Raw genomic sequence first — 23,923 nt, forward strand, 5'->3', positions numbered from 1 at the left:
TCCGCCGCTCGCCTTCGTCGAGGCCGCTCGCTCGTTCCGAGGCCTCGCTACCGCTCGGACTCGTAGCGTAACGCACGTTTTATTAGGGCGACCGGACAAGCGAGGGGCACGAATGCCCAGTTCGAACGGACCCCTCGAAGGCACGCGCGACAAGCTGAAGAACGAGCCCCGCCAGAGCGGAACGAGCCCGCCCCAGCGGGCCATCCAGGAGTTCGAGGAGGGCGAGAAGGTCCACCTCAAGATCGACCCCTCGGTCCCGAACGGTCGCTTCCACCCCCGCTTCGACGGCAAGACCGGCGTCGTCGTCGGCGAGCAGGGCGACGCCTACAAGGTCGAGATCACCGACGGTGGTTCGACCAAGACGATCATCGTGACGGCCGCGCACCTCCGCCAGCAGGAATGACGATCTTCAAGGAGAAGCTCGAGGAGGAGTACCTGACCCTCGCCGAGGCGAAGGCCGTCCTCGAGGACCTCGAGGCCGAGCGAGCGGCCGACGAGGAGCGCGAGATGCGGTACGAACTCGCGCGGGCGACCGAGCACGTCAACCGCTTCGCGCTGCTGGAACCCGAGGAGGCCCAGGAGTTCGTCGACCAGCTCATGGAGCTGGAGAAGGTCGACGAGCCGACGGCCTACAAGATCGCGAACCTCCGCCCGCTGGACCGGGACGAGCTACGGGCCGTCTTCGCCCAGGAGCGGTACTCGCTGTCCGGTGACGAACTCGACGAGATTCTCAACGTCGTCAAGCAGTACGCGTAAGCCGGGCGGCGCGAGCGGGTCCGACGGCGGCGCGTTCACGGTTCGCTCCGGGAGACGGCGACCCACGCCATTAAGTAGGTTCTAGTCCTATCGCCGGGCATGAGTGATTCCGAGAGCGGCGGCGGAATCGAGGCCGTCGTGCTCGACGTCCTGCCACACGGACGGAGCGACGACGATCGGCCTCGGTACCAGAAGGAGCCGCTCGCCTTCGCCATGGGGACCGAGGACTTTCGCCTGTACGAGATCGTCCTCGACGAGGACGCAGACGTGAGCTTCGGCGATCGGATCGACGTCACCGATCGGTCCTTCCAGCGGGTCGACGAGGTCGAGTACGAGGACCTGCCCAGCGGCGCCCAGTCGGAACTGGAGTACGCCGTCGAGGACCTCGTGGAGGACGAGGCCGGACGGTTCGTCGACTTCTTCAACGAGGCCCAGCCGATCACGCTGCGGCTCCACCAGCTGAACCTCCTTCCGGGCATCGGGAAGAAGCTCAGGAACTCGATCCTCGACGAGCGCAAGCGCCAGCCCTTCGAGAGCTTCGAGGACCTGGCGGACCGGGTCGGCGGCCTCCACAGCCCGCAGGAGGTGCTGGTCGAGCGCATCCTCGAGGAGTTGCGCGAGGACGACCTGAAGTACCGGATCTTCGTCCGCGAGGAGGATCAGGAGTGAGCGGGCCCGAGAGCACCGAGGACGGCGCCGCGGCGGACGCGGGCGAGTATGGGGACCGCGACCCCGACGCCCTGCGCCGGCGGGCGGACGTCTACGGCGACCCCGGACAGGACCAGCACTTCCTCGTCGACGACCGGGTACTGGACCGGCTGCCGGGCTACGCCGACGAGGTCGTCGGCCTCGCCGACGCCCACGTCCTGGAGATCGGGGCCGGCACGGGGGCGCTGACCGATCGCCTGCTGGCCGCGGCCAGCCGCGTCACCGCGGTCGAGCGCGACCCGGACCTCGCCGCGTTCCTCCGCGAGGAGTTCGCGTCCGCCGTCGACGACGGTCGGCTGACCGTCGTGGAGGGCGACGCGCTGGAGGTCGACCTGCCCGAGTTCGACGTCTCGGTTTCGAACCTGCCCTACGGGGCCTCCAGCGAGATCGCCTTCCGCCTGCTGCCGCTGGACCGGCCGCTCGTGCTGATGTTCCAGCGGGAGTTCGCCGAGCGGATGGCCGCCGACCCCGGGACCGACGACTACGGCCGGCTCTCCGTCACTGCTGGCCACTACGCCGACGTCGAGGTGGTCGAGACGGTGCCTCGCGAGGCGTTCGACCCACAGCCCCGCGTCGAGAGTGCCGTAGTGCGGACGGTACCGCGAGATCCTGACTACGAGGTGCCGAGCGACGACTTCTTCCTCCGGTTCCTGAAGGCCGTCTTCACGCAGCGGCGGAAGACGATGCGCAACGCCGTCCGGAACACGGCCCACATCTCGAATCTGGGCGACCCGGACGCGGTGGTCGACGCCGCCTCCGCGAGAGAAGCGAGCGGAGGTTCGTCGGACGAGTCCGACGGTGTCGACGAGGAGCTGATGGGCCGCCGGGCGGGCGAACTGACGCCGACGACGTTCGCCGAGCTGGCGACGCTGGCCTGGGAAGTCGGGGAGCCAGAGGATGGCTGAGGACGAGGCGAGTTCTGGCAGCGAGCGCACGACGGACCCGGACGGCGACGACGGGGATCGGGGCCGGCCGGACCTGGCCGATCAGCGCGGCGTCGAGCGGGTGTACCAGCCGGCGGAGGACTCCCGGTTGCTGGCGGAGGCTGCCACGGGATTCGTCGAACCGGGCGACCGGGCGCTGGACGTCGGCACCGGGTCCGGGTACGTCGCCGAGGCGCTTTCCGCCGCCGGCGCGGACGTCCTCGCCTCCGACGTGAACCCCCACGCCTGCCGGCAGGCCAGAGAGCGCGGCGTGGCTGCGGTTCGCGCGGACCTGGTAGCGCCGTTCCGCGAGGACGCCTTCGACGTCGTGACGTTCAACCCGCCGTACCTGCCGACCGACGAGGACAGGGAGTGGGACGACTGGATGGAGGAGGCGCTGTCCGGCGGGCGGGACGGCCGCCGGCTGATCGATCCGTTTCTCGAGGACCTCCACCGGGTGCTGGTGCCGGGCGGGCTCGGATTCGTGGTGCTGAGCAGCCTCACCGGCATCGACGGCGTGCGCGACTACGCCCGCCGGAACGGCCTGCTCACCCGGGAAGTCGCCTCTGAGAAACACCCCTACGAGCGGCTGGTCGTGCTGGAACTGACGGCGAACCACTGATTGGGGGGTGGCGTCTGGTCTGCAGTAGGTTCCCGCGTAGCACCCTGCCGGTGACCACTCCACATGGAGGGCTTTTGCGTGGCGACCGCCAAGTCACGACGACATGCGACTCGTTCAGGCGACGGTGCCGCACGGCGTGCTCGATGGGGTGATAGAGCGCCTCGACGAGCACGGCGTCGACTACGTCGCGATGGACGAGATGGCGACGGACGAGTACGTGGCCGTCCTGCACTTCTCGACGACCAAGGACAGGCTGGAGTCCGTCCTCTCGGACCTCTACGAGGCGGGCCTGGACGCAGACGACCACGTCACGATCATCGACAGCGAGGTCGACCTGTTCGGTCGTGTGGAGGCGAGCCCCGGGACGAAGGAGGAACACAGCGGCGTCGCCGGCGGAGAGCTCGTCGGCCGCACGGAGGACCTCCTCCCCGACGGCCGGACCTACGTCTCGATGATCGTCCTGAGCGTGGTCGTCGCGACGACCGGCCTGTTGCTGGACTCGGTCGCCGTCGTCGTCGGGGCGATGGTCATCGCCCCGCTGTACGGGCCGGCGGTCAGCACCAGCGTCGGCACTGTGGTCGGCAACCGGCGGCTGTTCTCCCGGGGGATCGAACTCCAGGTGATGGGCGTGGCCATCGCGGTCGTCACTGCGACGCTGTTCGCCTGGTTCCTGAAGGTCGGCTACCTCTCGCCCGCGGGGCTCGCCATCACGTCGACCCCGCAGATCGCCAGCCGGCTCTCGCCGGACATCCTCTCGCTCGTCGTCGCGCTCGTCGCCGGCGTCGCCGGCATCCTCGGCATGGCCACGAGCACGCGCGTCACGCTGGTCGGCGTGATGATGGCCGCGGCGCTGCTCCCGCCCGCGGCGGTCGTGGGCATCGGGATCGCCTGGTGGGAGCCGCCCGTCGCCGTCCACGCCGCCACTCTCCTCGCCGTCAACGTCCTCGCGATCAACTTCGCAGGGCTCGTGACCCTGTGGTACCTCGGCTACCGACCCCACTCGCGGATTCAGCTCTCGCAGACCCGCCGGCATCTGGCGAAGCGAGCCGTGATGCTCTTCGTCGGCATCGTCCTGGTCTCCGGGCTGCTCGTGACCGTTTCCTACCAGAACGTCCAGCAGTCTCAGCTGGAACAGAGCATCAGCGATCAGGTCCAGGGGACCCTCGACGACGATCGCTACGCGAACGTCAGCCTCGTCGACGTCAAGGCCATCGAGGAGCACTCGGCCATGCTGAGCAAGACCGATCGAGTGGTGGTCACGATCGGTCGACCGCCGGACCAGGCGCGGCCGGGGCTGCGGTACGAGATCGGCGGACTGGTCAGAAACCAGACGGCAGACGACGTGGCTGTCGACGTGAGAGTGGTCCTCGTGTACACCGATACCTGGGACAGCGACGTCTCCAACCCGATAGCGGCGGTCCCTGCCGCCGGCCAGCTGGATGTCTCTGACCCGGCCGCTACCCTCGACCGACCGCCTGGACCTGCGACCGGATGAGCTCGGGCCGCCTCGAACCCGCGTACCTCGCCGGGCCGGATTACCGCAGAGCATGATTCCGAATAGGAAATATTAAAGCTCGTCATTTCGTACGTACGGCCAATGCCAGAGGTAGTCTCAGCGACGCCCGGTCTCTATCCGCTGCCGGACTGGGCCAAAGACGAGCTCGCCGGTCTGAAGGGTCGCCAGAAGGGCGGTCTGATCTCCGGCGACGAGGGCGAGGAGATAGTCGCGGCCTACGAGCGGGCCCGCGAGGAAGTCGTCGACCTGCAGACCGAGGCCGGCCTCGACCTGGCCGTGGAGGGGCAACTGCGGTGGGACGACATGCTCGCCCACCCGCTGGCCGTCGCCGACGCCGTCGAGACGCGGGGCATCGTCCGCTACTACGACAACAACAACTTCTACCGGGAGCCAGTCGTCACCGACGACCTCGCCGCCAGCGGCGACGTCGCCGCCGAACTCGACGCCGCGGCCGACCTGACTGACGACGGGCTCGCGGCCGTGCTGCCCGGTCCGTACACGCTCGCGGACCTGGCGGCCGACGAGCACTACGGCGACAGCGAGTCGTTCCTCGCGGCCGTCGCCGACTTCCTCGCCGCCGAGGCCGAGCAGTTCCCCGACGTGGAGACGCTGTTCCTGCTGGAGCCGTCGCTGCTGGAGTCCCCGCCGGGCGACGGCGCGGATGAGCGCGCCAGCGAGGCCATCGACACGGTCGCCTCCGCGGTCGACGCCGACGTGGTCGCCCACACCTACTGGGAGTCCCACGGCGGCGACGGCAGCCTCGACGAGAAGGTGTACGCTCACCTGCTGGACGCCGACGTCGACGCCGTCGGCTTCGACCTCGTGGCCGACCACGAGGGGAGCACCTACCTCGTCAACGAGTACGGCTGCACGGACGACGTCGCGCTGGGCGTCGTCGACGGCCAGAACACGCTGGTCGAGGAGACCGACGAGGTCGCCGAGCGCGTCGAGTGGACGCTCTCGAACACGCCCGGCGCCGACTTCGAGACGGTGTACGCCACGATCAACACGCCGACGTTCTACCTGCCCTCGAGCAAGTTCGAGGAGAAACTGGAGACGCTCGGCGCCCTCGAGCTGACGGAGGTGACAGCATGAGCAACCGACCCGCCAACAACCGCGAGCAGTTCCGACCCGAGGACCACGACAACGACAACTTCCTGCTGACGACGGTCGTCGGCAGCTACAAGAAGCCCAAGTGGCTCGACCGCGCGCGCGAGCTGTACGAGGACCCCGAGGACGGCTTCGGCGAGGAGGAGTGGCAGGAGGCCACGGACGACGCCGCTCGCCTCATCACCGAGGAGCACGAGCGTTCCGGCCTCGACGTCGTCGTCGACGGCGAGATGCGGCGCAAGGAGATGGTCGAGTACTTCGCCCACCTGATCGAGGGCTACGAGTTCAACGGCCGCGTGAAGGTGTGGGGCCACAACTACTTCGACAAGCCGAGCGTCGCCGACGAGGTCGAGTACGGCGAGGAGTGGCTCGTCGACGAGTACGAGTTCACCAGCGGCGTCGCCGACAGCCCCGTCAAGGTGCCGATCACCGGCCCGTACACCCTCGCGAACTGGACGTTCAACGAGGCCTACGAGGACGACGCGGCGCTGGCTCGCGACCTCGCGGACCTCGTGAACACGGAGATCGAGCGCCTCGTCGACGCCGGCGCTCGCTACATCCAGATCGACGAGCCCGCGCTGGCGACCACGCCGGACGACCACGCCATCGTCGGCGAGTGCCTGGAGCGCATCGTCGAAGACATCCCCGAGGAAGTCCGCATCGGCCTCCACGTCTGCTACGGCGACTACTCCCGCATCTACCCCGAAGTGCTGGACTACCCGGTCGACGAGCTCGACCTGGAGCTGACCAACGGCGACTACGAGCAGATCGACGTCTTCACCGAGCCCGAGTTCACGCTCGACCTCGCGCTGGGCGTCGTCGACAACCACACCGCCGAGGTCGAGTCCGTCGCGGAGATCAAGGAGAACATTTTGCAGGGCTTCAAGGTCGTGCCCCCGGAGCAGCTGACCATCTCGCCGGACTGCGGCCTGAAGCTGCTACCCCGCGAGATCGCCTACCAGAAGATGGAGAACATGGTCCGGGCCGCCCGCGAGGTCGAGGCGGAACTCGACGCCGGCGAAATCGACGTCGGGTACGCGGCGCCCGAGGTTAGCGCCGACGATTGAACCGGCGAGCGCGTCGGCGCGAACCGTTAGTCGGCCGCGCTTGAGACGACTGACCCAGTGAGCGCGTCGGCGCGAATCACTGATCGTCGCGGTGACGGCCGTCAACGGCTCCCGATTTATAATCAGTTTTTCTAGACGTCGAGACCAGATAGTCACAGTTCCTTCGTAGGACGACCGTATGCTATCGGATCACGAACAAGAGTTATAGGTCAGTCAACCGACCACTTCGACAAGAACTATGTCCAGTGACGATCCCCAGCTGCGAGCGGAACTGTACCTGCGCGGCGACACCTACGGCACCTACGAGGCCCAGCAGGCGGTGCTGGAGCGAGTCGAGCGACTGGAAGCGGGCGACGTGCTCGACGCGGCCGAGGTGGCCGACGAGTGGCAGCGCATCCGGACGACCGACGAGGACCGCCGCGACGGCGCCGTCGAGACCTACGGGGAGTTCGCCGACTGGGCCAGGCGCAACGGCTACAGCCTCGGGCCGGCCTTCGAGCAGCGGACGCGCTCGTACGTGGGCCTCGATCGGGTCGACGACGTGGTCGTGTTCCCCGTCGTCTCGCTGGCCGTCTACGAGGACGACCGGCTCCGGGGCGTGTTTCCCTGCTCGGACGACGAGCGGACCTACCGCGTGCAGGACTGCCTGGAGGCCTTCGAGCGGGGCGACGCCGGCTGGCTCGCGCAGTTCGACACCGTGACCGTCGACCGGACCGAACCCCGCCTCGGACCGGCGGCCGGCGACTGACGCCGACCGCGAGGAGTCCGCCGCGACTCCGGGACGTCGCCCCCGGGCTCCGGGAACTATTTATCGCGCCGCAGCGCACTCGTGAGTATGCCGCGGGTCGTCTGCGCCGGGCACGTCAACTGGGACGTCACCTTCCGGGTGGACAGGCTACCCGGGCCCGACGACGAGGCGCGTATCGTCGACGAGACGCACTCCGGCGGCGGCAGCGCCTCGAACGTCGCCGTCGTCCTCGCGGAGCTGGACGTGGACGCCACGCTCCTGGGAAGCGTCGGCAGCGACGAGTACGGCGAGCGGACGCGCCGGGAACTGACCGGCGTCGGGGTGGACACGCGCCTCGTCGAGTCCGGCGGCGGTACCGCCGTGAAGTACGCCCTCGTCGACGCGGACGGCGAGGTGGCGGTGCTGGGCTCCGACGGCGCCAACGAGGCCTACGCGGCCGACGACCTCCCCGACGAGGACCTGGCGGCCGCCGATCACCTCCACCTGACCGGTCAGGACCCGGAGACGGCCCGCGAACTCGCCCGGCGGGCCGTCGAGGCCGGCGTGCCCGTCAGCTTCGACCCGGGCCGGCGCCTCGGCGACCGCGCGTACGACGCCGTCCTCGAACACGTGGACACGCTCTTCTGTAACGACCGCGAGGCGACGGTGGCCGCCGATGCGGGACTTCTCTCGGCCGTCCCTCGCGTCGTGGTCACCGACGGGGCCGGCGGCGCCCGCCTGGAGGTCGACGGCCGGACGGTGACCCACGACGGGTACGACGTCGATCCCATCGACACGACCGGCGCCGGCGACGCCTTCGCGGGCGGCTACCTGGCGGCGCGCTTCGCGGGCGACGAGGAGTACGCGCTGGCGGTCGGCAACGTCTGCGGCGCCCTGGCGGCCCGGACGGTCGGCGCGCGCGTGCAGGCAGACTGGCGCGAGGTCGAGGCGCTGCTGGACGACTGACGCAATCGGTGTCAGAGCCGCCCGTCAGGCCTCGGGCAGCGACTCGACGAGCCGCTCGAACTGCTCGCGGTACTGGGCCTCGGCGCGGGCCCGCGTCAGCCCCGTCTCGTCGGCGAAGGCGTCCTGAAAGCCGCCCATACGCCACAGCAGCGTCGAGAGCTGGTAGATCGGCCGCCGGCGTTCGTACGCCTCGCCGAACTCGAACGCCCGCTCGGAGCGGTAGCCGTCGTGCAGCGCCCCGCGGAGCCGGTCGCGGACCTCGGGGTCCCGGAACGAGGAGTCGACGAAGAGGAACTCGGTCGCTGCGACGTGGTACTCGGGGTGGGCGGCGAGGACGTCCTGCCAGTCGAGGATGGCCGTGATCGGATCCTCGAGGTCCCCGTCGAACAGGAGGTTCGCCGGCCGGAAGTCGTCGTGGACGAGTCGCGGGACGCCCTCTTCTGGAACGAGGTCCATCGCGGGCTCCAGCGCCGCCTCGGCGCGCTCACGGAGGTCGGCGAAGGGGGTCCCCTCCAGCCCGTCGAGGTGGCCCCACGTCAGCTCCCGGAAGTACTCCCGCCAGCTACCGGTCAGGTCGCGGACGATGATCCGGTCCTCCCAGAGGTCGAGCCAGCCGTAGGCCTCGAAGGCGATCTCCTCGTGGAGGTCCCCCAGCATCTCCCCGGCCTGTCGCATCACCCGCTCGCGGACGTCAGTCGTCAGCTCCGGGAACGCTTCCGCGAGGTTGTCGCCCTCGAGCCGCGCCGTCACGAAGTAGGGCGGCACGTCCATGTCGGGGTCGGGCTCGAAGACGAGAATCTCCGGGACGGGAACGTCGGTGCGCTTGGCGACGTACTCGTGGAGTTTCGGTTCGACCGCGAACGACTCCATGTTCGGCGGCTCGAACTTCAGGACCACCTCGTACTCCTCGCCCCGGTGTTCGAGGGTCACCATGTACACGTCGCTCTGGTGGCCCCCTCCCGGCCGCTCGAACGAGAAGTCCGCGTAGTCGGGGCCGGACTCCTCCAGGACCGCCTCGACGTCGGCGACGGGACTCGACACGGGCCCCCGTTGTACGGGGAGGGTCAAAAGTGTGCTAGGTCCGCACGCGATCACCTCTGGTCGGTCCGATGTGGGACCCCTCGTACTGATTTGCGCTGACGCCGTAGTCGAACGCGTGACAGAGCCAGACCGCGACGCCCACTGCCGCATCTGCGGGGAGGAGTTCGAGGACCACGGCGAACTCCGCCGCCACCTCCGGGAAGTCGGGCTCGTCGACTGACGACGGTCAGTTCACTGGCAAGGGGGCGGTGTCGATCGCGGCTCGCCGCCCGTCGAGCACTGCGAACCGCTCGCCGCGCCGCCGTTCGAGCCAGTAAAGGAGCCGCTCGGCCCAGGCGAGCTTGCGGGCCTTCGGGCCGGTCGCGGCCGCGAAGTCCCAGCCCGGGAAGACCAGGGCCGCTGCCCCCAGGTGGTCGGCGAGGAAGGCGGCGCGGTCCCCGTCGGTGAACCCCCCGAGGTTCACCACAGGATCGGCCGGCGCGGCCTGCGTCGTCGGCAGGAGCCTGTCGTGCTCGCAGTCGGGGACGTGCCGAGCGAGCAGGTCGCGGTTGTCGCCGTGCGCGTGGACGGCGACGGGCGTCCCCTCGCGGGTGAGCGCCGCGATCCGCTCCCCGTGCTTGTCCAGGTCGGTGACGACCCAGTCGACGTCGACGCCGGCCGCGACCAGGCGGTCGGCCGCGGTGGAGGCGGCCACGACGGCGTCGGCGTCCCGGGCCACGTCGGCCTCGTCCTCCAGCGTCGGCGCCGCCCCGGCGACGGCGACGGTCTGCCCAGTAAACCAGTCGTTACGCGGCCGGTAGGACGAGGTTACCAGAGCCGCGAGCTCGTCTCGCGCCCGCTCGTCGCCAGCCCGGTCGAAGCCGAAGTCGGCGAGGATCGCCTCGTACACCGGTTCCCACTCGCTGAAGTCCATAGCTGTGGCTCACCAGTTCAGCGCACGATAAACCGAAGTTGAGCCGAAATGGCACGACCGTGTACCCCTACCCGGGTGCCCTTTCGGCCTTCACCGCTCCATTTTGGGGCATCCGGCATAAGCTTTCTCTTACCGCGAACGTGTTGCCGCTCGTGATAATGCGTCGGTTAACCCCGGTTTCTCGACTGATTCAGCCAGGTCCGCGATCGCCGCGGACGTTCCGATCACCACCGCGTCCTTCTCTCCCGTCACCGTCGCGTCCGCCTCCGCTGCGGCCGTCTCGAGCAAGTCCCGATCCGCCCGATCGAGGCCGGTCACCCGGAGTACCCGGTGGACCTGCCGGTCCGGATCGAGTTCGACGCCGGCCGCCGCGGCGTGCCGGCGGAGTTCCCCCGGATCAGTCACGTCCAGTTCCTCAACTCCGAACTCGGCGTCGGCGACGAGTCGCCGGCGGAACGCGTCGCCGATCTTCGCGGCGTCGACCGTCTCGGCGACGTCGTGGGTGCGGACGACGTGAGCCCCCCTGTCGATCGCCATCGCCGTCGCCGCCAGCGAGACTGGCAGGGCCTCCTCGGTCGAGCGGTCGGCGACGCTGCGGAGGAAGTTCTTCCGGTTGATCGAGACCAGCATCGGCCGCCCCAGGGCGCGGAACTCTCGCAGTCGGCGGAGCGTCTCCCGGTCGTCCTCGAGGGTCTGGGCCTCGGACCAGCCGCCGAAGGCGGGGTCGACGATGGTCTTGTCCGTGAGGCCGTTCTGCCTCAGCGCCTCGTACACCTCGTCGACGTAGTCGGCCGACTCCGCCCACTCCCGGGACCTGCGTTCGGCCCAGGGCGTCTCCTCGACGGCTCCGGGCCGCTCCAGATCCGGCGGGCTGGCCATCTTGGCCACCGCCACGTCGTACTTCTCGCAGACCGCGGGCATCTCGGGATCGGCGAACCCGCAGATGTCGTTGACCATGTCGAAGCCCCTCTCCAGCGCCGCCTCGGCCACCTCGTGGTAGCGCGTCTCGATGGAGAAGACGGCGTCCCCGCTGGTCGACTCTCTCGTCTGGACGGCGGTGTCGAGCCGCTCCAGTTCCTCCTCCGCGGAGAGCACCTCGAAGCGCTTGTTGGCCGACTCCAGACCCACGTCAACGATATCCGCGCCCTCGCCGATCAGTGCCTCGTCGACGTACTCGGCCGCCTCGGCGTGGTCGGCGAACACGCTGGGGTCGTACGGCGACTCCGCGCTGACGTTGAGCACGCCCATGATCCGGGTCGGGTGGTCGTCGCCGATTCCCAGCCCGGCGGCGTCGACGTTCTGCATGGAGCGTACTGGGGAGTACAGCCCCAAAAACGGACTGTTCGCCGCCGCCTCCGTCACTCGTCGAAGATCCGGTTCACCGGCACGCGTCCGGAGGGCGAATCGTAGCCCGGCAGTTCGGTGCCGCACTCCCTGCAGAAGCGGAAGCCGGGGTCGTTCGAGGTTTCGCAGTCCGGACAGCGGCCGGGGAACCGAGACGGATCAACCTCCAGCAAGCTCGAGTAGTGCGAGGGCAGGACCTCCCGCCGGCTGTCTCGCCGCGTCGCACCGAGCACGGCCCAGAACGTGATTCCGAAGGTGAACGCCCCCACCAGGGCGAGTCCGACGACCGATTCCATGCAGTCACTTGTCTCCCGCGGAGAATAAATCCACCACCTGTCACGAGTGGTTCCTCGCCGCGCCCGTGTGTCGGCCTCGCGCGGGACGACGGAGACGACCGCGGCCACGGACGGCTGATCGCGCCGCTTTTCACGGACCCCGGCTAACCGCCGGGCATGGGCAAGGTCAGCATCGGACTCCGGGGGTGGCGCTTCGACGAGGAGGAGGTGTTCGACGACGACGGGCGGATCCGGCCGCTCGGGACGATGAGCGAAGACACCAAGCGCCGCGTCCTGCGGCTGACCGAGCGGATCACCGACCCCTGCGACGCCTGCTGGCTGATCCACGGCGAGGCGAACGTCGCGCAGTGCCGGCCGGCCGAGGTCATCTACGGAGAGCCCCGCGGCGAGGTGGTGCTCTGCCGGGAGCACGAACCGGACTTCGTCTACTGGTTCCGCGAGGTCGCCGACGACGACCTGATCGGCACGCCGGACCTGGGCGACGCCTTCCACGAGTGGTTCCTCGACGGCGGCCGCGCTCCCGAGGGGTACGGCGGCGTCGAGCACGTCGACCGCGACCCCGAGGACGTCCCCGAAGCGCCCGACCCGAGCGAGGCAATGCCCGGCCTCGAGGAGGAACTCGAGCGGGTGGACGACGAGGACCTCGACGCGCTGGACGTCGACCTCGACGACCTCGACGTATGACCGTCGCCGTGGCCGTCGTCGACGCCGAGACGCCCGGCAACGTGGGCACCATCGCCCGCTCGATGAAGAACTTCGGGTTCTCCGACCTCCTGCTCGTCGACCCGCCGGGACTGGACCCCGAGGGCGAGGCCTACGGCTTCGCCGGCCAGGCGCGGGAGGACGTCCTCCCGAACGCCCGCGAAGTCACTTTCGACCACCTCACCGAGAACTACCACACCGTCGGCTGCACGGCCGTCACCAACGAGGACGGGAGCAACCACGTCCGCTACCCCTTCGTCACCCCGGCCGAACTGGCCGACGAGCTGTCCGCGGTGGTCGGCGACGGGGCAACCGGTGCCGACGGAGGGGACAGCGGAACCGACGTGGCCGTCGTCTTCGGCCGCGAGCGCGTCGGCCTGACCAACGACGAACTCGCCCGCCTCGACCGGATCTGCTCGATCCCCGCCAGCGCCGACTACCCCGTGCTCAACCTCGGGCAGGCCGCCACAGTCGTCCTCTACGAGCTCCGGGCGCTGGGCGTCGACGAGACCCAGCTCCCCGAGATCAGCGACCGGGCGACCCCGAGGGAGGTCGAGGGCCTGCACGAGCAGTTCGACGACTACCTCGCTGCCGTCGACCACCCCGAGGAGAAGCGCGCGAAGGCCCGACGGATGTTCCGCCGGCTGCTCGGCCGCGCGTACCCGACTGGCCGCGAGGTCACGACCCTGCGTGGGCTCCTCCGGCGGGCCGGCCAGAAGCTCGACCGAGAGGACTAGTCCGCGTTTTTCGGCGATCAGGACTCACGGTGTGGCGTGCTGCCCGGTTCCGTCAGTGACGCCGTAGGTCTCGCCGACGTAGGCGAACACGTCCGTCGCGAGCGACGGTTCGTAGGTCCAGAAGCCGTGGTACTCCTCGGGCCGGGTCTCGCGGACGACGAGCGCGCCTGTGCGGTCGGTCCGCCCGTCGCCGTCGTACGCGAGGAACCAGGTCTCGCCGATCTCCGCGGAGGCGTCGGGGCGGACGGTCACGTTCTCGTGGTCGGGATCGGGAACGACGTCGGGAGCGCCGTAGACGTTGACCTCGACGCCGCTCTCGGCGACCCGTCGGATCACCCGGCGGGAGCGCGGGCTCTCCCAGTAGCGTGACAGCTCCTGGAAGCCCGCCATGAGCGTCCCGCCGCCGGTCTGCCAGGCCGTCATCTCGATGGCGGTGCTGGCGTCGATCAGTAGCTGCCGGCCGACGCCGCGGGCGCCGAACACGCGCTCGTCCAGCGCCTTCAGGACGTCCGGCCCGCTGCGCTGCTCGAAGGGGTCGTCCTCGGCCGTCGCCGCGGCGATGCCGCCCGCCAGTTCCGACAGCGACGAGGCGGCGATCATGCTCGGGCCGCGGTGCAGCAGCGCGACGTCCCGCGGTCGCTCCGTGCCCGTCGCCGTCTCGCGGACGTCGACGTCCAGATCGGCGAAGAAGCGACGGATCCGTTCGAGGCGCTCGTCCGCGCTCTGGCGGTTGACGACGGTCAGCGTCGGCCGGTCGCCGTCGACGCGGTCGATCAGCGCCGCGAAGGAATCGAAGTCGACGCCGGAGCCGGAGGGCACGGGCGCCGCGGTCGGCGTCGCCGGCGCGTCCGGGTCTGGCGGCGTGACGTCGGCGCGGACCCGCGCCGGGACCGACAGCTCGTACCACTCGTCGGGCGCGCCCAGTCCCTCTAGACGGGTCTCGATTCCGCCGGCCCCCTCCCGGACGAGCAGCGTCCCGTCGACGAACGCCCGCAGGCGCTCGATCTGGCGGCGTTCGAGCGTGTCCGAGTGGGCGGTCAGCACCGCCAGCCCGTCGCGCTCGTCGACGGCGCGGGCCAGCGCGTGGACGAACCTCACGGGGGCCTCGCCGCCGGATCGCACCGACAGCGTCGTCAGCGAGAACAACCCGACGCGGGCGGTCCCACCGCTGTCGAGCTCGTCCAGCAGTTCCGTCGTCGCCGTGCCGACCGCCCCGAGGTCGGCCGGAGAGGCCACCCGTCGGGTCGTGGCGTTTTCGTCGCCCTCGTCACTCTCGTAGACGTCGCCGGCGCAGTCGACAACGCCGATCGACGGCGCCGGCCCGTCGACGGCGTGCTCGTACTCGACCCGGACGGCTGCGGAGCTGCTGTCGGTCGAGACGAGGACGGTCGCGTCCGCGGGGTCTGCACCGGCCGCGAGCAATCCGAGCGCGAGGCTGCGCTTGCCGGCCATCGGCGGGCCGGCGACGAGCAGCGTCGTCCCGGCGGGAACTTCGTCGACGGGCAACAGCCCCCCGGTGTCGAACATGGCCACCGGTTGGGGATTGCGCCATACAAAGCCAACGGTCAGCGGGGTGGCCGCGAGAGAGCCGCTCTCGCGGCTCGCGGGTCGCTACGCTCCCCGCTCGCCCGTTCCGAGGCCTCACCCTGTTCGGCCTCGCACCCTACGCTCGCTTCTGAATCTCCTCGCGGAGCACGTCGCTGACGACGTCGCCGTCGGCCTTGCCGCGTAGCGCGCCCATACACTCGCCCATCAGCGCGGAGAAGGCGCCCATGCCCTCTTCTTCGACCTGGTCGACGTTGCGCTCGACGACGCCGGCGACGGCCTCGCGGACCTCGCTCTCGTCGACGCCGCCCAGATCCTCTTCTTCGACGGCCTCCTCGGCGGTGAGCGAGGGGTCGTCGGCGAGCGCCCGCAGGAGGTCCTCCAGGCCCTCGCGGGGGACCTCGCCGTCCTCGACGAGGTGTAGGGAGTCGGCCAGGTGCTCGTCGGTGAGGTTCTCCACGGGCACGCCGTCGCGGCGCAGTTCGGTCAGCGTCGACTCCAGCGTGCCCGCGGCCAACGTCGCGTCGACGCCGTCGGCGACGACGTCCTCGAACAGCGGCATGTACTCGCCGTAGGCGACCTGCTCGGCCAGCCCCGCGTCGAGGCCGTGCTCGTCCTGGTAGCGGTCGACCTTCTCGGTCAGCAGTTCGGGCGTGTCGACCTCGGTGGGGTCGGGCTGGACCGGCGGCGCGTCCGTCTCGGGGTACATCCGTGCCGCGCCGGGTAGCGGCCGGAGGTAGCGGGAGGTGCCGTCCTGCTCGGCGTCGCGGGTCTCCTCGGGGACGCCCTCGATGGCGGTCGCCGCGCGCTCCGCGACGGCGTCGATGGCCAGGTCGGCGGTCTCGGGGTCGTCCGCGACGATGGCGACGGCGTCCTCGGGGCCGGCCCCGACGGCGTCGCGCAGGGATTCGACCTCGTCCTCTGTCACGCCGTAGGCCGGTAGCTCGTCGGTGTGGAAGATGCCGCCGGCGCCGTGGCGCTTGGCGTGGTCCGAGAACTCCGTCCCGAGGCGGCGGTCGGGCTGGACCTCGCGGCCGACGAGGCCGTCGAAGCCGTACAGCGGAACGGCGTGAACCTCTCCCCCCGAGGACAGCGCGCCGGAGATGACGCCCGAGTCGGTACCCTCGAAGACCTCGGTGACGTCCCGCGGTTCGCCGACGCTTGCCTCGCGGGACCGGAGTTCGTCTGCGATGTCGAGCAGCTCGACCTGGCGGCCGACCTCGTTGCGGACGATGTCGTCGATGTCCTCCAGGCTCTGGACGCCCTTCAGTTCGATCCGGGCGCCCTCGGCGATGGAGACGTTGACGTCCTGACGGATGGTGCCGAGGCCGCGCTTGACCTTGCCAGTCGAGCGCAGCAGCATGCCGATCCGCTCGGCGGCCTCGCGGGCCTGCTCTGGCGAGCGGATGTCGGGCTTGGTCCCGATCTCGACCAGCGGAATGCCGAGGCGATCCAGAGAATAGCGGACGCCGCTGTCGGTCTCCTCGACGCGCTGGGCCGACTCCTCCTCCAGCATCATGTCCTCGATGCCGACCGGCCCCTCCTCGGTCTCGATGACGCCCTCGTTGGCGACGAGGATGGTCCGCTGGAAGCCCGTCGTGTTCGAGCCGTCGACGACGATCTTCCGCATGACGTGGGCCTCGTCGACGACGGTCATGTCCAGCAGCTGGGCGATCTCCAGCGACGTGTCCATGGCCTCCCGATCCACGCGGTGGGGCGGCTCGTCGTCCTCCTCGACGAGGCAGGTGGTGTCGTAGGCTAGGTACTCGAACTCGCGGTCGACGCGGCTCTCCTCCAGTGCGGCGTCGTCGATCTCGCCGAGTTCGCTCTTGGTCGGATGGAGATAGCGGGTGAAGGTCCGGACGGCCTCCTCGGGCTCGCGCAGCTTCGTCGGACACTCGCAGAACAGCTTGGTCTCGGTGTCCAGTTGCTGGTGGATCTCCAGCCCGGCCACGAGACCGAGGTCCTCGTAGTCGTAGTCCTCACTCATTGGTTCCCGCTCGGAGCGCCTGACGCAAAAAACGCACCGTTCGGCCGCGGACGCGCCCCGGATTTTTGCCGTCTCGGACCGTCCTGCCGCGCATGGACGTGCGTCCCCTGGTACTCGCGCTGGTCGCCGTCACCGCCGGCTGCGGCGGGCTGGCGGGCCCCGACCGGGAGACGCCCACGCTCACGCCGGCGCCGGTCCCCGAACAGGGCGACGGCGGGGGGCTCGTAGCGACCGGGGTCGCAGCCGACGGCTCGATCGACGCCGGACGCCTGGCCCGCGCTCACGCGCGGGCGGTCGAGAACGAGTCCTACGCCTTCCGGAGCGCACGCGGGACCACCAGTACGCGGGCGAACCGGACGGCCCCGACCAGCCTGCAGCGGACCCTCAGCGTCGAGGGGCCGCACAGCTATCACTACTGGACCGATCGCCGCCTGGCCCGCATCGACGGCCGCCTGCGCTTCCTGGCCAACTACAGCGAGTACGCCGACGACGGCGTCGGATACGTCCGGTACACCACCGGCGCCGAAAGCGGCGTGACCTATCGGCCCATCAGCGGTGCGACCCCGAACCGATTCGTCTCGCTGGCGACCGAGCCGATCAGACGCCACCTCGCCCTCGAGGACGCCGACGTGACCGCGATCAGGCGAGACGGCCAGCGCTACTACGAAGTCGAGAAGGCCCGGGACCAGCTGGTGACGGGCGAACCGGTCGAGAACTACACCGTCACGGCCCTGATCCGTCCCGACGGGTTCGTCCGATCGCTGTCGGTCTCCTACGTCGATCCCGAACAGCAGCGGCGGGCGTTCCGCCGGTTCGAGTACGCCGACGTCGGAGAGACGACGGTCGAGCGACCCGAGTGGGTCAGCGATGCCCGAGCGTCGATCGATTCCGACGGCGAAGACGGGCCGAACGCGACGCTCGGCGACGGCGTCACGGACGGTTCCGACAGACGCTTCGCTGGCTAGTCGTCACCTCACGGTTCTCGGAGAGAGTCCGGTTCGCGCACGCTACCGCGGCGCTCACTGACTACTCGTCCCCTCGCGGTTCTCGGTGACGTCTAGTGCTCGGCGACGAAACGCCTCGCTGGCTAGTCGTCACCGAGAATAACCCGCTCGGTCATCGCAGCCGGATCCAGCACCTCGTCGGCCTCCTCTTCGGAGAGGTACCCCTCCTCGACGACGACTTCCTTGACCGTCTTGTCCTCTGCGAGGGCCTGCTTGGCGACCTTGCTGGCCTTGTCGTAGCCGATGGCGGGGTTGAGCGCGGTCGCCAGCGCCATGGACTGTTCGACCTGATTCTCGCAGTGCTCGCGGTCGGCCTCCAGCTTGGCGACGAACTTCTCGGCGAAGGCCTCGCTGCCGTTGGCGATCAGGCGCGCGGACTGCAGGAAGTTCGACGCGAGGACGGGCTTGTAGAGGTTGAGGTCGATCTGGCCCTCGGCGGCGCCGGCCGACACGGCGGCGTCGTTGCCGACGACTTGCTTGTGGACCTGGTTGACGGCCTCAGCGACGACCGGGTTGATCTTGCCGGGCATGATCGAGGAGCCCGGCTGGTTCTCGGGCTGGTCGACCTCGCCGAGGCCGTTTCGCGGGCCGGAGGCCAGCAGGCGCAGGTCGTTTGCGATCTTGTTGAGCGAGCCGGCCACCGTCTCGAGGGCGCCGTGGGCCTCGCCCATGGCGTCGTGGGCGGCCTGGGCCTCGAAGTGGTTGTCGGCCTCGCGGAACTCGATACCCGTCTCGTCGCTGATGTACTCGGCCGCCTTCTCCGGGAACTCGGGGTGGGTGTTCAGGCCCGTCCCGACGGCGGTCCCGCCGAGCGCGAGCTCGGCGAGGTGGTCGGTGGTGTTCTCGAGGCGCTCGATGCCCTTCTCGATCTGGGCGCGGTAGCCCGAGAACTCCTGGCCGAGGCGGATCGGCGTGGCGTCCTGGAGGTGGGTGCGACCGGTCTTGACGACGTCGTCGAACTCCGCTTCCTTCTCTTCGAGGGCGGCCCGCAGCGTCTCCAGCGCGGGGAGGACGTCGTTCTCGACCGCTTCGAGGGAGGCGACGTGCATCGCCGTCGGGATCACGTCGTTGCTGGACTGGCCGAAGTTGACGTGGTCGTTAGGGTGGATCTCGCGGGTACCGATCTCGCCGCCGTAGATCTCCGTGGCGCGGTTGGCGATGACCTCGTTGGCGTTCATGTTCGAGGAGGTCCCGCTGCCGGTCTGGAACACGTCGACGGGGAACTGGTCGTCGTGCTCGCCGGCGATGACCTCGTCGGCGGCCTCGACGATGGCCTCCACCTTGTCGTCGGGGACCGTCTCGAGGTCGCTGTTAGCCAGCGCGGCGGCCTTCTTCACGATGCCGAGCGCGCGGACGAACCGGCGCCCGAAGGTGACGTCCGAGATGGGGAAGTTCTCGACGGCGCGCTGGGTCTGGGCGCCCCAGTAGGCGTCCGCCGGCACCTGCATCTCGCCGAGGCTGTCCTGCTCCGTGCGGAACTCGTCGTCGGTCATACAGTGTGGGGGTCGGCCGCACGCGCGTAAAACCCGGCGGTTCCGTCCTGCCACCGCCGGCGACGCGGTTCCGGACCGTCAGGTCCACCGGTCGAGGCCCGTCTGCGCGACGGAGTCCTCGATGCGGCCGAAGGCCGTCTCGACCTCGTCGGCAGCGACCTCCCACTCGTCGGTGACGTACGCCCGGGCCGCGTCGAGGTCCGGGTCGACGTCGCGGTCGAACGCGTAGTCGTCGGTGACTGCGGGGTCGAGAAAGAGGTTCCTGATGCGGTCGCCGTGGTCGACGTGCTCGCCGCGGGCCTCCAGCGCCCTCCAGAGGTCGCCGTGCTCGCGGACGAGCTTGATCGCCGTCTTCGGGCCGATGCCCGAGATGCCCTCGTTGAAGTCGGTGCCCATCAGGATCGCGGCGTCGACGAGTTGCTCCCAGGTGACGTCGTGGCGCTCCAGCGTCGCCTGGAAGTCCATGAGCTCGGGGTCGCCGCTGCTGGTGAGCTGGCGGAGCGTCAGCGGCGCGCCCAGCAGGAGCGCGTCGTAGTCCTCCGTCCCCACGTAGTCGACGTCGTCCTGCCGGGCCATGTACGCGGCCTGCGCCTCTCCCTCCGCGGGCGCGTCGATCACGGGGACGTCGAGCAGTTCGAGCACTTCACGGGTCGTCGTCAGAATCGTGTCGGTGAGCCGCTGAGTCTGGGAGTCGAGGCGGGCGACGGCGACGTCGTCTCCCTCCTCCCGCGCGGCCTCGAGCTCCTCCTCGCGCTGCTTCCGCTCTTCGCGGCGCTGCTCGACCTCCTCCGCCTTCAGGTCGGTCACGGAGCCGTCGAAGACGAAGACGGGCGTCAGGTCGTGCTCGAAGAACTTCGGAAGGCCCTGGACGACGCCGACGAGGTTGGCCACCTCGGTCCCGTCGGCGGTGGTGTAGGCGCCGTCGCGCGTGAACCGGACTGTCGTCGTCAGGTAGCGGTACAGCCAGTTGTGCGCGTCGACGGCGACCACGCTCCCGCCGAGGTCCTCGAAGGCGACGTCCTCGATGGCCGCCAGCGACCGCAGGTCCGAGTTTCCCATCGACGGCGGATAGGGGAGATTCCGGCTTGAATCCCCCGCTACGACTGTTCCGATCGTTCGTCGGCGTCCGGCGCGTCAGCGACGCCGGGTGGCACCCCGTCCGTCCGCTCCAGGAACGTCTCCTCCGCGTCCGAGAGGTCCCGCTCGCGGAACCGGTCCAGGCCCGCCCGGTATCGCTCGGGGTCGCGGTCGCTCGGCCACTCCAGGACGAGTTCGGCGACGCCCGTCGTCTTTCCCGTGAAGCCGAAGCCGGCGCGGTAGCAGGCCTCGTAGGCAAAGGGGTTGTTGACGGCGATCCGGACCCGTTCGTAGCCCCGCTCGCGCGCGCGGCCGAGAGCGAACGCGAGGAGTTCGGGTCCGATCCCCTCGCCGCGGCGGTCCTGCCGGACCGTCACGTACCGCAGCCAGAGTCGGTCGGTGTCGGTGCGGTCCTCGTTGAACGCGACCGCGCCGATCACCTCGCCGTCCTCGCGCGCGACGGCCTTGCCGGTCGAGGACATGACGAACTTTCCCGCGTAGGCGAACTCGCGGTGATCGAGGTCGAGCGTCGGCCCGTCCGAGGGCCACCCGAGCAGGGACAGTTCCATGCCCGGAGATGCGCGCGCCAGGACCAAGGATATACCCCGTCGACCGAGAGCGGGACACCCAAGTCGGAGCCGGCCACAGTCTCCCCCATGAGCACCGTCTCGTCGCTGCGCGGCCGGATCGACGCATCGCCTCTGACCGCCGCCCTCGCCGTGGGCGACGTCGGGGCGATCACGCTGTTCGTCGTCCTCGGACAGCTGTCGCACGAGGTCGGCCCGCTCGCGAACCCCGAACGCGTCGTCGGAACGCTGGCGCCGTTTCTGATCGGCTGGGTCGTCGCGTCGCTGGTCGGGAGCCTCTACACGCGGGACGCACTGCAGCCGCCGGTGCGCGCCGCGTCGTGGACGCTGCCGGCCTGGATTCTCGCCGTAGTGGTCGCGCAGGCGCTGCGGGCGACCCCCTTCTTCCCGGGGAACGCGGCGCTGACGTTCGCGCTCGTCTCGATCGCAGTCGGCGGCGGTCTTCTGATCGGCTGGCGAGTCCTGCTGGCGGTGGCCAGCAGTCGCCTCTATAGTAGCAATTGAAACTACTTACACATCGAGGGGCACCTGGGGTTCCCCTCGAGTGTGTCAGTGCGTTCAATTGCTACTATAGAGCTGTCGGGTAGTCGGCCGGCGAAGAGTGCGAGGGGAGGGGACCAGTCAGGGGAACGACGATGCCATGCCCTGAGTGCCATGGAGGGCTCGACGTCGCTCCGCTGCGTCAGATCAGCGTAGCTCGCCGGCTCCGAGGGACACCGTCGACTGGATCCACGCGTCGTGGTTCTCGCGGTCGTAGATCACGAACTCCTCGTCGCCGATGTTGAGTTCGGCGTAGCGCCGACCCTCCTCGTCGGTGGTGCCCTGGTTCACGTCGTCCGTGGCGTGCGTACTCATGTGTATCCGGGGGAGCAGGACGTCTGTCCCTCCGCTCGCCGGTAACAGATGGGGGCTCATAAGCCCTCCCATCCAGTTATCACTGGTTGTAATTTCACGTTAGTTGCCAGTAAATACGGTTCTATACGTTATCACGTGTGAGATTATTCTGTTCGGGAAGGAGTACCGAGCGACGTCGCAGCGGCGTCCTCGTCCGCGTACCGATACGAGCGCGACGTTAATGGAGTGTTACGGTCGGCCCGATCCGCTTCCGTCCACCCTTCCGCGGCCCGGCCTCCTCGTCGGAGGGGCACCGGCCGCGTCTTCGGGGCTGACCGAACCCCTGTCGCCGCGAGTGGCGCGTCGTCGGCCCACTGGCGTCGAGATCGCTCGTCTGAATCCGCTCCTCGCCGGCGCGCGCGCCGGAAATCCGGACTGTAGCCATTCATAAGTTACGAGAATAATCTATCTATACACTGCGTCGAATACGACGTGCCTACACGCAACCTTACGTGGTAATTACGGGGAACATTTATGTACCCGTACCCCGTTATTACAAGTACGCATGACCGGTTACTACGACGCCGTCCTCGGCCTGATCCCGCTCGCTCTCGCAGGCATCTCCGCCGCTCTCTGGTCCCTGGGACTCGAGTGGACGACAGCGATCCCGCTGGCCTCAGTCGTCGCTGTCGGCCTGATCGGTCACGCAATGTTCGTTCGGACGCCGGTCGACGCCCGATCGCAGGAGAGCGCCAGGACCGAGTCGACGCAGATGGCCGACTGACCCGGCTGTTTACCTTCTCTACCCCCGATTTCTCCGCTCTGTTCTCTCCGCTCTCTCGTCGACTCGTTGGCCTTCCCGACCGACGCACGCTGCGCCGCAGAGGCCTTTCTCCGCCGTCTCCCGCCGACGCTTATGTGAATCCCCGGCGTAGACGCACCCATGAGCGACGACGGCACAGCGCTGTTCCTGACGAGCGAGGAGGTCGCCGACCTCGCCGACCCGGCCGACTACGTGGCTGCGGTCCGCGAGGGGTACCGCGAGCGGGGGCACGGCGCGCCGGCGGAGCCGCGCACCACGCTCTTCTCGGACGAGCCGGCGGGGATGTTAACCGGGTACATGGCGATGCTGCCGGAGACCGGCGCCATGGGAGGATACACCTACGCCGCCGGCTTCGGCGAGCGGGACGCTAGCTTCGTCTTGCCCCTGTTCGACGCCGACAGCGGCGAACCGCTGGCGGTCTTCGACGGGGCGTCGTTGAATCCCTACAAGACGGGAGCGACGGGTGCAGTCGGGGTCGACGCCCTCGCCCGCCGGAGCGTCGCCGACCTGGCGCTGTTCGGGAGCGGCTCGCAGGCCCGCGGGCAACTGCTCGCGACGACGGCGGTCCGCGACCTCGACCGCGTCGAGGTGTATTCCCCGACGGCCGAACACCGCGAGTCCTTCGCCGCCGAGATGAACGACCGCCTCGACCCGACCGTCGCGGCGGTGGCCTCCCCCGCCGCCGCAGTGGAGGGGGCCGACGTGGTGATCACGGCGACGAACGCCAGCGAGCCCGTCTTCGACGGCGACCTGCTGGAGCCGGGCACCCACGTCACGGCGATGGGCCAGTACCATCCGGAGAAGCGGGAGGTGGACTCGACAACGGTCGCCCGGTCGACGTACGTCCCCGACCTCCGGGCCCGCGTCGAGCAGGACGCCGGCGCCTTCCTGCTGGCCCGCGAGGAGGGCGCCGTCGGCGACGACCACGTCCACGCGGAACTCGGCGAGGTCGTCACCGGCGCCGCGGTCGGGCGGGCCAACCACGAGGAGATCACGCTGTTCGACAGTGGCGGCACGGGCATCGAGACGGTGGCGGCCGCGCACATGCTCTACGAGCGCGCCCGCGAGGAGGGGCTCGGCCGGGAGATCGAGTTCACGCCGGCCAGCGTCGCGATGGAGTAGCGCTCACGGCCTGCGGGCGT

Annotated in this window: 26 protein-coding genes; 16 read left to right on the top strand and 10 right to left on the bottom strand. The window is 69.5% G+C overall.

What is annotated here, in order from left to right; translation table 11 throughout:
- The first annotated feature begins 112 nt into the window (after positions 1 to 112).
- From LCY71_RS14750 to LCY71_RS14795, 10 genes are all read left to right on the top strand, one after another.
- Positions 113 to 403 carry a 50S ribosomal protein L21e gene (locus tag LCY71_RS14750; protein WP_225333903.1) on the top strand — a complete coding sequence of 97 codons (291 nt, stop codon included), beginning with the start codon at positions 113 to 115 and terminating at the stop codon, positions 401 to 403.
- Positions 400 to 756, top strand: a complete 357-nt coding sequence (locus LCY71_RS14755) for an RNA polymerase Rpb4 family protein (RefSeq protein WP_225333904.1) — start codon at positions 400 to 402, stop codon at positions 754 to 756. The genes LCY71_RS14750 and LCY71_RS14755 overlap by 4 nt, the downstream gene beginning before the upstream one ends.
- 99 nt (positions 757 to 855) lie before the next feature.
- Positions 856 to 1,425: a DUF655 domain-containing protein gene (locus LCY71_RS14760; RefSeq protein ID WP_225333905.1), complete on the top strand. Its 570-nt coding sequence runs from the start codon at positions 856 to 858 to the stop codon at positions 1,423 to 1,425.
- On the top strand, positions 1,422 to 2,369 hold the full coding sequence (locus LCY71_RS14765) for a 16S ribosomal RNA methyltransferase A (RefSeq protein ID WP_225333906.1): 948 nt from the start codon (positions 1,422 to 1,424) through the stop codon (positions 2,367 to 2,369). Before LCY71_RS14760 ends, LCY71_RS14765 begins: the two co-directional genes overlap by 4 nt.
- Complete coding sequence (locus tag LCY71_RS14770; protein WP_225333907.1) at positions 2,362 to 3,009, top strand: HemK2/MTQ2 family protein methyltransferase; 648 nt, start codon at positions 2,362 to 2,364, stop codon at positions 3,007 to 3,009. The genes LCY71_RS14765 and LCY71_RS14770 overlap by 8 nt, the downstream gene beginning before the upstream one ends.
- Before the next feature lie 103 nt (positions 3,010 to 3,112).
- Positions 3,113 to 4,504 carry a TIGR00341 family protein gene (locus tag LCY71_RS14775; RefSeq protein ID WP_225333908.1) on the top strand — a complete coding sequence of 464 codons (1,392 nt, stop codon included), beginning with the start codon at positions 3,113 to 3,115 and terminating at the stop codon, positions 4,502 to 4,504.
- A 102-nt stretch (positions 4,505 to 4,606) separates the two neighbouring features.
- Positions 4,607 to 5,620: a 5-methyltetrahydropteroyltriglutamate--homocysteine methyltransferase gene (locus tag LCY71_RS14780; RefSeq protein WP_225333909.1), complete on the top strand. Its 1,014-nt coding sequence runs from the start codon at positions 4,607 to 4,609 to the stop codon at positions 5,618 to 5,620.
- Positions 5,617 to 6,702, top strand: coding sequence for a methionine synthase (locus LCY71_RS14785; protein WP_225333910.1), 1,086 nt, complete (start codon positions 5,617 to 5,619; stop codon positions 6,700 to 6,702). The genes LCY71_RS14780 and LCY71_RS14785 overlap by 4 nt, the downstream gene beginning before the upstream one ends.
- Positions 6,703 to 6,940: 238 nt before the next feature.
- Positions 6,941 to 7,450 carry an HTH domain-containing protein gene (locus LCY71_RS14790; RefSeq protein WP_225333911.1) on the top strand — a complete coding sequence of 170 codons (510 nt, stop codon included), beginning with the start codon at positions 6,941 to 6,943 and terminating at the stop codon, positions 7,448 to 7,450.
- A gap of 87 nt (positions 7,451 to 7,537) precedes the next feature.
- Positions 7,538 to 8,395 carry an ATP-dependent ribose-1-phosphate kinase gene (locus LCY71_RS14795; RefSeq protein WP_225333912.1) on the top strand — a complete coding sequence of 286 codons (858 nt, stop codon included), beginning with the start codon at positions 7,538 to 7,540 and terminating at the stop codon, positions 8,393 to 8,395.
- A gap of 24 nt (positions 8,396 to 8,419) precedes the next feature.
- Here LCY71_RS14795 and LCY71_RS14800 read toward each other — a convergent pair whose 3' ends face one another.
- The 4 genes from LCY71_RS14800 to LCY71_RS14815 form a co-directional block, all read right to left on the bottom strand.
- Positions 8,420 to 9,436, bottom strand: coding sequence for a phosphotransferase family protein (locus LCY71_RS14800; protein WP_225333913.1), 1,017 nt, complete (start codon positions 9,434 to 9,436; stop codon positions 8,420 to 8,422).
- 226 nt (positions 9,437 to 9,662) lie between these two features.
- Positions 9,663 to 10,349, bottom strand: coding sequence for a 6-hydroxymethylpterin diphosphokinase MptE-like protein (locus LCY71_RS14805; protein ID WP_225333914.1), 687 nt, complete (start codon positions 10,347 to 10,349; stop codon positions 9,663 to 9,665).
- A gap of 129 nt (positions 10,350 to 10,478) precedes the next feature.
- Positions 10,479 to 11,654, bottom strand: a complete 1,176-nt coding sequence (gene folP, locus LCY71_RS14810) for a dihydropteroate synthase (RefSeq protein ID WP_225333915.1) — start codon at positions 11,652 to 11,654, stop codon at positions 10,479 to 10,481.
- 53 nt (positions 11,655 to 11,707) lie between these two features.
- Entirely contained in the window at positions 11,708 to 11,989 is a 282-nt protein-coding gene (locus tag LCY71_RS14815) for a zinc ribbon domain-containing protein (protein ID WP_225333916.1), read from the bottom strand.
- A 156-nt stretch (positions 11,990 to 12,145) separates the two neighbouring features.
- Between LCY71_RS14815 and LCY71_RS14820 the strand changes: the two genes are divergently transcribed.
- Entirely contained in the window at positions 12,146 to 12,673 is a 528-nt protein-coding gene (locus LCY71_RS14820; protein WP_225333917.1) for a DUF8114 family protein, read from the top strand.
- Positions 12,670 to 13,428 carry an RNA methyltransferase gene (locus tag LCY71_RS14825; protein ID WP_225333918.1) on the top strand — a complete coding sequence of 253 codons (759 nt, stop codon included), beginning with the start codon at positions 12,670 to 12,672 and terminating at the stop codon, positions 13,426 to 13,428. The genes LCY71_RS14820 and LCY71_RS14825 overlap by 4 nt, the downstream gene beginning before the upstream one ends.
- Before the next feature lie 24 nt (positions 13,429 to 13,452).
- Here LCY71_RS14825 and LCY71_RS14830 read toward each other — a convergent pair whose 3' ends face one another.
- Positions 13,453 to 14,955: a DUF7504 family protein gene (locus LCY71_RS14830; protein WP_225333919.1), complete on the bottom strand. Its 1,503-nt coding sequence runs from the start codon at positions 14,953 to 14,955 to the stop codon at positions 13,453 to 13,455.
- Positions 14,956 to 15,091: 136 nt separating this feature from the next.
- Positions 15,092 to 16,963: a Glu-tRNA(Gln) amidotransferase subunit GatE gene (gene gatE, locus LCY71_RS14835; protein WP_225333920.1), complete on the bottom strand. Its 1,872-nt coding sequence runs from the start codon at positions 16,961 to 16,963 to the stop codon at positions 15,092 to 15,094.
- Positions 16,964 to 17,055: 92 nt separating this feature from the next.
- Between gatE and LCY71_RS14840 the strand changes: the two genes are divergently transcribed.
- On the top strand, positions 17,056 to 17,928 hold the full coding sequence (locus LCY71_RS14840; protein ID WP_225333921.1) for a DUF7537 family lipoprotein: 873 nt from the start codon (positions 17,056 to 17,058) through the stop codon (positions 17,926 to 17,928).
- A gap of 122 nt (positions 17,929 to 18,050) precedes the next feature.
- On the opposite strand, the gene LCY71_RS14845 is transcribed toward LCY71_RS14840, so the two are convergent.
- The 3 genes from LCY71_RS14845 to LCY71_RS14855 form a co-directional block, all read right to left on the bottom strand.
- Positions 18,051 to 19,460: a class II fumarate hydratase gene (locus tag LCY71_RS14845; RefSeq protein ID WP_225333922.1), complete on the bottom strand. Its 1,410-nt coding sequence runs from the start codon at positions 19,458 to 19,460 to the stop codon at positions 18,051 to 18,053.
- A 78-nt stretch (positions 19,461 to 19,538) separates the two neighbouring features.
- Positions 19,539 to 20,519, bottom strand: coding sequence for a flap endonuclease-1 (gene fen, locus LCY71_RS14850; RefSeq protein WP_225333923.1), 981 nt, complete (start codon positions 20,517 to 20,519; stop codon positions 19,539 to 19,541).
- A gap of 38 nt (positions 20,520 to 20,557) precedes the next feature.
- A complete protein-coding gene (locus LCY71_RS14855; protein WP_225333924.1) occupies positions 20,558 to 21,106 on the bottom strand; it encodes a GNAT family N-acetyltransferase in 549 nt (182 codons plus the stop codon).
- 87 nt (positions 21,107 to 21,193) lie between these two features.
- Here LCY71_RS14855 and LCY71_RS14860 point away from each other — a divergent pair, with 87 nt between their 5' ends.
- Entirely contained in the window at positions 21,194 to 21,628 is a 435-nt protein-coding gene (locus LCY71_RS14860) for a DUF3054 domain-containing protein (protein ID WP_225333925.1), read from the top strand.
- 183 nt (positions 21,629 to 21,811) lie between these two features.
- Here the strand turns inward: LCY71_RS14860 and LCY71_RS14865 are convergent, their stop codons facing one another.
- Complete coding sequence (locus tag LCY71_RS14865; protein ID WP_225333926.1) at positions 21,812 to 21,979, bottom strand: DUF7331 family protein; 168 nt, start codon at positions 21,977 to 21,979, stop codon at positions 21,812 to 21,814.
- A 544-nt stretch (positions 21,980 to 22,523) separates the two neighbouring features.
- Here LCY71_RS14865 and LCY71_RS14870 point away from each other — a divergent pair.
- Positions 22,524 to 22,742, top strand: coding sequence for a DUF8015 family protein (locus LCY71_RS14870; protein ID WP_225333927.1), 219 nt, complete (start codon positions 22,524 to 22,526; stop codon positions 22,740 to 22,742).
- A gap of 159 nt (positions 22,743 to 22,901) precedes the next feature.
- Entirely contained in the window at positions 22,902 to 23,903 is a 1,002-nt protein-coding gene (locus LCY71_RS14875; protein WP_225333928.1) for an ornithine cyclodeaminase family protein, read from the top strand.
- Positions 23,904 to 23,923 lie beyond the last annotated feature (20 nt).

Origin of the sequence: Halomicrobium urmianum, assembly GCF_020217425.1 — an archaeon.
Classification (GTDB): domain Archaea; phylum Halobacteriota; class Halobacteria; order Halobacteriales; family Haloarculaceae; genus Halomicrobium; species Halomicrobium urmianum.

Bases quoted from the DNA above. Each gene is read 5' to 3' on its own strand.
- LCY71_RS14750 (WP_225333903.1), top strand. From the start codon at position 113: ATGCCCAGTTCGAACGGACCCCTCGAAGGCACGCGCGACAAGCTGAAG.
- LCY71_RS14755 (WP_225333904.1), top strand. From the start codon at position 400: ATGACGATCTTCAAGGAGAAGCTCGAGGAGGAGTACCTGACCCTCGCC.
- LCY71_RS14760 (WP_225333905.1), top strand. From the start codon at position 856: ATGAGTGATTCCGAGAGCGGCGGCGGAATCGAGGCCGTCGTGCTCGAC.
- LCY71_RS14770 (WP_225333907.1), top strand. From the start codon at position 2,362: ATGGCTGAGGACGAGGCGAGTTCTGGCAGCGAGCGCACGACGGACCCG.
- LCY71_RS14775 (WP_225333908.1), top strand. From the start codon at position 3,113: ATGCGACTCGTTCAGGCGACGGTGCCGCACGGCGTGCTCGATGGGGTG.
- LCY71_RS14780 (WP_225333909.1), top strand. From the start codon at position 4,607: ATGCCAGAGGTAGTCTCAGCGACGCCCGGTCTCTATCCGCTGCCGGAC.
- LCY71_RS14785 (WP_225333910.1), top strand. From the start codon at position 5,617: ATGAGCAACCGACCCGCCAACAACCGCGAGCAGTTCCGACCCGAGGAC.
- LCY71_RS14790 (WP_225333911.1), top strand. From the start codon at position 6,941: ATGTCCAGTGACGATCCCCAGCTGCGAGCGGAACTGTACCTGCGCGGC.
- LCY71_RS14795 (WP_225333912.1), top strand. From the start codon at position 7,538: ATGCCGCGGGTCGTCTGCGCCGGGCACGTCAACTGGGACGTCACCTTC.
- LCY71_RS14805 (WP_225333914.1), bottom strand. From the start codon at position 10,349: ATGGACTTCAGCGAGTGGGAACCGGTGTACGAGGCGATCCTCGCCGAC.
- folP (WP_225333915.1), bottom strand. From the start codon at position 11,654: ATGCAGAACGTCGACGCCGCCGGGCTGGGAATCGGCGACGACCACCCG.
- LCY71_RS14815 (WP_225333916.1), bottom strand. From the start codon at position 11,989: ATGGAATCGGTCGTCGGACTCGCCCTGGTGGGGGCGTTCACCTTCGGA.
- LCY71_RS14820 (WP_225333917.1), top strand. From the start codon at position 12,146: ATGGGCAAGGTCAGCATCGGACTCCGGGGGTGGCGCTTCGACGAGGAG.
- LCY71_RS14825 (WP_225333918.1), top strand. From the start codon at position 12,670: ATGACCGTCGCCGTGGCCGTCGTCGACGCCGAGACGCCCGGCAACGTG.
- LCY71_RS14830 (WP_225333919.1), bottom strand. From the start codon at position 14,955: ATGTTCGACACCGGGGGGCTGTTGCCCGTCGACGAAGTTCCCGCCGGG.
- gatE (WP_225333920.1), bottom strand. From the start codon at position 16,963: ATGAGTGAGGACTACGACTACGAGGACCTCGGTCTCGTGGCCGGGCTG.
- LCY71_RS14840 (WP_225333921.1), top strand. From the start codon at position 17,056: ATGGACGTGCGTCCCCTGGTACTCGCGCTGGTCGCCGTCACCGCCGGC.
- LCY71_RS14845 (WP_225333922.1), bottom strand. From the start codon at position 19,460: ATGACCGACGACGAGTTCCGCACGGAGCAGGACAGCCTCGGCGAGATG.
- fen (WP_225333923.1), bottom strand. From the start codon at position 20,519: ATGGGAAACTCGGACCTGCGGTCGCTGGCGGCCATCGAGGACGTCGCC.
- LCY71_RS14855 (WP_225333924.1), bottom strand. From the start codon at position 21,106: ATGGAACTGTCCCTGCTCGGGTGGCCCTCGGACGGGCCGACGCTCGAC.
- LCY71_RS14860 (WP_225333925.1), top strand. From the start codon at position 21,194: ATGAGCACCGTCTCGTCGCTGCGCGGCCGGATCGACGCATCGCCTCTG.
- LCY71_RS14865 (WP_225333926.1), bottom strand. From the start codon at position 21,979: ATGAGTACGCACGCCACGGACGACGTGAACCAGGGCACCACCGACGAG.
- LCY71_RS14870 (WP_225333927.1), top strand. From the start codon at position 22,524: ATGACCGGTTACTACGACGCCGTCCTCGGCCTGATCCCGCTCGCTCTC.
- LCY71_RS14875 (WP_225333928.1), top strand. From the start codon at position 22,902: ATGAGCGACGACGGCACAGCGCTGTTCCTGACGAGCGAGGAGGTCGCC.